Consider the following 6,451-nt stretch of genomic DNA (forward strand, 5'->3'; position numbering starts at 1 on the left):
TGGCGAGCGCCGCCGCTCCCACGCCCCCGACCACAAGCGTGGTGACACGGCGACCGCTCCCCCGGCGGTTGGGGCTCCCGGATGGGGGATTCGGTTCGGGCCGGGTACGCCACCTGGAGCCCGTCACAGCGGATGTTTCGGGCAAAACGGGTCAATTAGGGCCGGTCTGGGCGGGTTTTTTGCGGTGAAACGTCACCGGCAGTGGACGATCCATGTCAGCATCAAAGACATGTATGGGCCATATGGGACAGTCTTAAATGTGCGGGACAGGAGGGAACGCCCCTCCCGCTGACCGGTCCCCTGCCGCCCCCGTTCCGTGTCGTCTACCTTGCGTGAAAGAAGTCCCCCGTTGCGTATCTTGCTGCTGTGCTCCTCGTTCAACGGCCTGACCCAGCGTTGCTGGCTGGAGTTGCGCCGCGCCGGCCATGAGGTGAGTGTCGAGCTGGCCGTCTCGGAGCAGGCGATGGCGGAGGCGGCCGAGCTGGCCAAGCCGGATCTGGTGATCTGCCCGTTCCTGAAGGAGCGGGTGCCTGAGCAGCTGTGGCGCGGCCACCGTACGGTGATCATTCATCCGGGGCCGCCCGGGGACCGGGGGCCGTCGTCGCTGGACTGGGCGATCCTGGACGGCGAGCCGGAGTGGGGGGTGACGGCGCTGCAGGCGGTCGAGGAGATGGACGCGGGCCCGATCTGGGGGTATCGGACGTTCGCGATGCCATCGGAACCGCCGCGTAAGTCGGCGCTGTACAACGGTCCGGTCGCCGATGCGGCGGTGGAGCTGGTGACGGAGGTGGCGGCCAAGGCGGCGGATCCGTCGTTCGTGCCGGTGCCGTTGGATTACCGTTCGCCGGAGGTGCGGGGCCGGCTGCGGCGGGCGATGCGGCACTCGGACCGGGAGTTCTCGTGGGAGGAGCCGGCGCAGGACATTCTGCGGCGGGTGCGGGCCGCGGACGGGGCGCCTGGTGGGCGGGCGATGCTGTGTGATGTGCCGGTGCGGGTGTTCGACGTGTACCGGGGTCCTGATCTGGCGGGGCGGCCGGGGCAGGTGGCGGCGCGCCGGGAGGGTGCGGTGCTGGTGCACACCGGCGAGGGTGGCTCGGTGTGGGTGGGTCATGTGCGGCTGGAGCAGGAGGGGGCGATCAAGCTGCCGGCGGCGCTGGCGCTGGGTGAGCGGGTGGCGTCGGCTCCGGAGCGTTCGGGCTACAGCGAGATCACCTATGACCGCAGTGACGGTGTGGGTGTGGTGAGTTTCGACTTCTACAACGGGGCGATGTCGACGGAGCAGTGTCGTCGGTTGTCGTCGGCGGTGCGGTACGCGGCGGCGCAGGACACGCGGGTGCTGGTGGTGCGGGGTGGAGAGGTGTTCTCCAACGGTATCCATCTGAACGTGATCGAGGCCGCGCGGCAGCCGGAGTTCGAGGCGTGGCTGAACATCAATGCGATCAACGCGGTGTGCCGGGAGATCGTGGGGTGTACGAGTCAGCTGGTGGTGACGTCGATCGGGGGGAACGCGGGTGCGGGCGGGGTGATGATGGGGTTGGGCGCCGACCGGGTGATCATCCGGGATTCGGTGGTGCTGAATCCGCATTACCGGACGATGGGGCTGTTCGGCAGCGAGTACTGGACGTATGTGCTGCCGCGCCGGGTGGGTGCGGAGACGGCGCGGAGGCTGACGCAGCAGGCGTTGCCGGTTGGCGCGGTGGAGGCGGTCGAGATGGGGCTGGCCGATCGGATGCTGGGCGGTTCGCGGCTGGACTTCGAGCGCAGGGTGCTGGAGTACGCTGAGCGGCTGGCGGCGGATCCGGGTTATGATCGGCTGCTGGCGGGGCGGCGGCAGGCGCGTGAGGTCGATGAGCGGCGTAGGCCGTTGGACGCGTATCGGGCCGAGGAGCTGGCGGAGATGAGTCGCGACATGTTCGACGACCGTAACGAGTTCCGGGCGGCGCGGCGGGCGTTCGTGCACAAGGTGAAGGCGTCGGCGACGCCGGAGCATCTGGCGGGTCATCGGGAGTTGTTCGGCGCGTCGGCCTCTGCGGGCGCTGCGGCATCTCATATGTGAGATATGGTCTCGTGTTGTGGCAGATGATTACCTTGTGCGGATCGGCCGGCTGATCCGGGATGCGCGTCAGCATCGTGGATGGACGCAGTTGCAGCTGGCGGATGCTCTGGCGACGTCGCAGAGCGCGGTCAACCGGATCGAGCGCGGCAACCAGAACATCAGTCTTGAGATGATCGCCCGGATCGGTGAGGCGCTCGACAGTGAGATTGTCTCGCTGGGGTATGCGGGGCCGATGCATCTGCGGGTGGTGGGCGGCCGCCGGCTGTCGGGGAGCATCGACGTCAAGACGTCGAAGAACGCGTGTGTGGCGTTGCTGTGCGCGTCGCTGCTGAACTCGGGCCGGACGATCCTGCGGAAGGTGGCGCGGATCGAGGAGGTCTACCGGATCCTGGAGGTGCTGGCCTCGATCGGGGTGCGGGCGCGGTGGATCAATGAGGGCAGCGATCTGGAGATCGTGCCTCCGGCCCGGCTGGAGCTGGAGGCGATGGACACCGAGGCGGCCCGCCGTACCAGGAGCGTGATCATGTTCCTGGGGCCGTTGATGCACCGTACCGACCAGTTCCAGATCCCGTACGCGGGCGGCTGTGATCTGGGCACGCGTACGGTGCAGCCGCACATGTCGGCGCTGAAGCACTTCGGGCTGGACATCACGGCGACGGGCGGGTTCTACCACGCGCGGGTGGATCGGGAGGTGTCGCCGTCGCGGCCGATCGTGCTGACGGAGCGGGGCGACACGGTGACGGAGAACGCGCTGCTGGCGGCGGCGCGGCATGACGGTGTGACGGTGATCCGCAACGCCTCCTCCAACTACATGGTGCAGGACCTGTGCTTCTTCCTGGAGCAGCTGGGTGTGCGGGTGGAGGGGGTGGGGACGACGACGCTGACGGTGCACGGGCTGCCGGACATCGAGCGTGATGTCGACTACTCCCCCTCTGAGGATCCGGTGGAGGCGATGAGCCTGCTGGCGGCCGCGGTGGTGACGTCGTCGGAGCTGACGATCTGCCGGGTGCCGGTGGAGTTCCTGGAGATCGAGCTGGCGGTGCTGGAGGAGATGGGCCTCGACTGTGATCGGGGCCGGGAGTACGCGGCGGCCAATGGGCGTACGCGGCTGGTGGATCTGACGGTGCGGCCGTCGAAGCTGGTCTCCCCCATCGACAAGATCCATCCGATGCCGTTCCCGGGGCTGAACATCGACAATGTGCCGTTCTTCGCGGCGATCGCGGCGTCGGCGCAGGGCTCGACGTTGATCCATGACTGGGTGTACGACAATCGGGCGATCTATCTGACGGAGCTGACGCGTCTGGGGGCGTCGGTGAAGCTGCTGGATCCGCATCGGGTGCTGGTGGAGGGTCCGACGCGGTGGCGCAGCGCGGAGATGATGTGCCCGCCGGCGTTGCGGCCGGCGGTGGTGGTGCTGCTGGCGATGATGGCGGCGGAGGGCACGTCGGTGCTGCGCAACGTTTACGTGATCAACCGCGGGTATGAGGATCTCGCCGAGCGGTTGAACGCGTTGGGTGCGCGCATCGAGACGTTCCGCGACATCTAGCGTTGGTTGTCGGTGCCGGCCGCTACGGTCGTCCTTGGATCTTTTCTCGTGCGCGGGACATTCGAGGGGAAGGTGGCGGCCGGTGCGGCCTGCGGAGCTCGAGCGGCTGACGGTGGCGGAGGCGGCTGATCGTTATGTGGAGCTGGTGCGGGCCCGGACGGTGACGGGGGCGTTGTCGCCGTCGACGGCGGAGGTGTATGCGCGGGATGTGGCCACGCTGGTGGAGCTGGCCGGTGCCGAGGTGGTGCTGGACGATCTGACGGGCGAGGATGTGGACGCGTTGCTGCTGGCGTTCGCGCGCCGGCCGGACGGGCGGCGGCGGGCGGCGAGCGGGGGGCAGTCGCCGTCGTCGCAGGCGCGTTTTCGCCGGTCGATCTCGGCGTTGTTCAAGCATGCGACGCTGGCGGGCTGGGTGCAGATCAATCCGATGACGGCTTCGACGGTGACGGCCAAGGAGCGCGGGGGGTTGCGGCCGCAGCGGCGGGCGTTGACGCGGGAGCAGGCGCAGGGGTTGATCGGGGCGGCGCGGGCGTTGCCGGAGGCTCCTTCTGCGGCCAAGCGTCGTGATCAGCGTACGGAGTTGCGGGACGCGGTGATCGTGCTGCTGTTGTCGACGGTGGGGCCGCGGGTGTCGGAGCTGGTGCGGGCCAATGTGGAGGATTTCTTCACCAATGACGGGGTGCGTTACTGGCGGATCTTCGGCAAGGGCGGTCGGACGCGGGATGTGCCGTTGCCGGACGGTGTCGCCGGGGTGTTGCAGGAGTATCTGGAGCGGGGGCGGCCGGCGTTGGCCGGCACGGGGGCCGGTGCGTTGGCTGGGACGGGGGCCGGTGCGGGGGCGGACAAGGCGTTGCTGCTGTCGTGGCGGGGGCGGCGGCTGGCGCGGGGGGACGTGCAGGCGGTGATCGACCGGGTGCAGCGGCGGGTGGATCCCGATCAGCGGCGTTCGGTGACGCCGCACGGGTTGCGGCACACGACGGCGACGCATCTGCTGGCCGACGCGGTGGACATGGATGCGGTGCGGCGGGTGCTGGGGCACAGCGATCTGTCGACGCTGGGCCGGTATCGGGATGAGCTGCCAGGTGAGCTGGAGGTGGCGATGCGTACTCATCCGCTGCTGCGGGGCAAGAGCGGCCGGTGAGTGCGGTGTGCGGGTGCCTCTCCCCTGCCGCTCGGACCGGAGATATTCGATAACTATACCGGTATCGCGGGTATAGAGTGGGTTGCATGGTGCGACCTCCGCTGACCCCTGAGGAGCGGCTGCGCGGCGAGCAGCTGGGGCTGATCCTGCGCCGGGCCCGTGGCGAGCGCAGCATCGTCGAGGTCGCGGCCGCCGCCGGCATGTCCGCCGAGACGCTCCGCAAGATCGAGACGGGCCGGATCGCGACGCCGGCGTTCTTCACCATCGCGGCCCTGGCCGACGTGCTCGGCATCTCGCTCGACCGGCTGGCCACCCGCTCCACGCCCGCCCCCACCTGACCGGCTGCTCCCTCGGCCGTCGCCGCCCCCGCCAGGCGCGCCCGAGCGGTGCCCGTGGTCGGCCGGAAATCCGACGAGCCTATGAGCAGAGGGAACGGCTGCGGTGCTGCGCCGCCCCGTACGCCGGGTGACGACGAGGGCCTCCCCGGCGGAGAGGCCCTCGTCGTCATGTACGGGCCCGGCGTCCGGATGTCCGGGTCACTGGAAGCGCCACAGCTGGGCGTCGTTGGGCGTGGTGCAGGTGAAGACCTTGGCCAGCTGCCCGAGGGTGTCCAGGCACAGGGACGGGTCCAGAGCCGACTTCAGCTGGCCGAAGCCCACCCCCGTGGGCGGGATCTCCCCCTGGTGCAGCCAGCGCTCCCCGGCCAGGCGGCTGGGGTCGCAGGTGTGCTGCACCACCTGCGCGCCGAACGCGGCGGCCTCGTTCCGGACCTCGACGCACTTGCCGCTGCCCCGGTTGGACAGCTGGTAGACGAATGCGCCGGAGCCGTCGACCGACAGCAGGGTCGGCAGCCACAGCTGGGCGTCGTTGCCCTTGCAGGAGATGCGCTGGAGTAAGGCGTTCTCGGCGGTGGAGGCGTCCTTGACGTCCAGGCACTTGCTCTGCTCGGCCTCCTGGACCTTGAAGAAGCCGCCGAGCGCCGGCGGGCCCGGGCCCGGCGGGAGCGCCACCGGCCCTCCGGTCGGCTGCACCGACGCCGACGCCGACGCCGGGGCCGACGCCGGGGTGGGCTGGTCGGCGGCGTTCGCGGCGGCCGGCACCAGGCAGGCGGCCGCTGAGATCGCCGTGGAGATCGCCGCGGCCAGCAGCAGCGGCGCGGTCGAGCGTCGTACGCGGCCGGACAGGATCTGGTTCATGGGCGTTTACTCGCTTCCTGTTGAGGGTTTCGATCCGTTACGTGAGGGCGCTGCGGCGTATCAGCTGCCTTCCTGCACCTGGAAGATCTGGTCGGCCACCAGCCCGTGGGCCTCGCGGTGCACCGCCGCGGCCGCCTCCGCCGAAGGCGCCTCGACCAGGCAGAAGATCGTGCCCTGGCTCTCGTCGACCCAGTAGCGCAGGTAGCTGACGTCGTGGCGGCCCTGATGCTGCAGGTCCGCCTTATGCGCCTGGACGACGTCGGCCATCGCGACGCCCTGGGCGATGGTGTGGACGTCCATGTAGAGCGGCATGCCGGCCTCCCGTTCCTTGGTGAGTCCTGCCAACCGTATGGACGCAGGCCGGGCAGCCGGATCGGGAGCGGCTCCCTATGTTGCGGCGCGCGTTCCCTAATTTCCCGTGCGGGTCACCCCAGGAGAGCGCTGGAGATGGCTTCGGTCGCGGCGCGGCGGTCGCCCTCCAGCAGGTGTCCGTAGACGTCCTTGGTGATCGC

Annotated in this window: 6 protein-coding genes; 4 read left to right on the forward strand and 2 right to left on the reverse strand. The window is 69.6% G+C overall.

Annotated elements, in window-relative coordinates; all coding sequences use genetic code 11:
- Positions 1-358: 358 nt before the first annotated feature.
- The 4 genes from AB0H84_RS41435 to AB0H84_RS41450 all read left to right on the forward strand — a co-directional run bounded on the left by AB0H84_RS41435 (position 359) and on the right by AB0H84_RS41450 (position 5,081).
- Positions 359-2,056: an enoyl-CoA hydratase-related protein gene (locus tag AB0H84_RS41435; protein WP_357617250.1), complete on the forward strand. Its 1,698-nt coding sequence runs from the start codon at positions 359-361 to the stop codon at positions 2,054-2,056.
- A gap of 16 nt (positions 2,057-2,072) precedes the next feature.
- Entirely contained in the window at positions 2,073-3,602 is a 1,530-nt protein-coding gene (locus tag AB0H84_RS41440) for a UDP-N-acetylglucosamine 1-carboxyvinyltransferase (RefSeq protein WP_357617252.1), read from the forward strand.
- A gap of 82 nt (positions 3,603-3,684) precedes the next feature.
- Positions 3,685-4,743: a tyrosine-type recombinase/integrase gene (locus AB0H84_RS41445; RefSeq protein WP_357617254.1), complete on the forward strand. Its 1,059-nt coding sequence runs from the start codon at positions 3,685-3,687 to the stop codon at positions 4,741-4,743.
- Between the two features lie 86 nt (positions 4,744-4,829).
- Positions 4,830-5,081 carry a helix-turn-helix transcriptional regulator gene (locus AB0H84_RS41450; protein WP_345002901.1) on the forward strand — a complete coding sequence of 84 codons (252 nt, stop codon included), beginning with the start codon at positions 4,830-4,832 and terminating at the stop codon, positions 5,079-5,081.
- A gap of 198 nt (positions 5,082-5,279) precedes the next feature.
- Here the strand turns inward: AB0H84_RS41450 and AB0H84_RS41455 are convergent, their stop codons facing one another.
- Both AB0H84_RS41455 and AB0H84_RS41460 read right to left on the reverse strand, forming a co-directional pair.
- Complete coding sequence (locus AB0H84_RS41455; protein WP_357617256.1) at positions 5,280-5,939, reverse strand: RICIN domain-containing protein; 660 nt, start codon at positions 5,937-5,939, stop codon at positions 5,280-5,282.
- 60 nt (positions 5,940-5,999) lie between these two features.
- Positions 6,000-6,251 (reverse strand): DUF4242 domain-containing protein, encoded by a 252-nt coding sequence (locus AB0H84_RS41460; RefSeq protein ID WP_345002898.1) that lies wholly within the window; start codon positions 6,249-6,251, stop codon positions 6,000-6,002.
- Between the last annotated feature and the right edge of the window lie 200 nt (positions 6,252-6,451).

Source organism: Nonomuraea sp. NPDC050786 (assembly GCF_040654115.1).
GTDB lineage: Bacteria > Actinomycetota > Actinomycetes > Streptosporangiales > Streptosporangiaceae > Nonomuraea.

Coding starts and splice junctions, on each gene's coding strand:
- AB0H84_RS41450 (WP_345002901.1), top strand. CDS start 4,830: ATGGTGCGACCTCCGCTGACCCCTGAGGAGCGGCTGCGCGGCGAGCAG.
- AB0H84_RS41455 (WP_357617256.1), bottom strand. CDS start 5,939: ATGAACCAGATCCTGTCCGGCCGCGTACGACGCTCGACCGCGCCGCTG.
- AB0H84_RS41460 (WP_345002898.1), bottom strand. CDS start 6,251: ATGCCGCTCTACATGGACGTCCACACCATCGCCCAGGGCGTCGCGATG.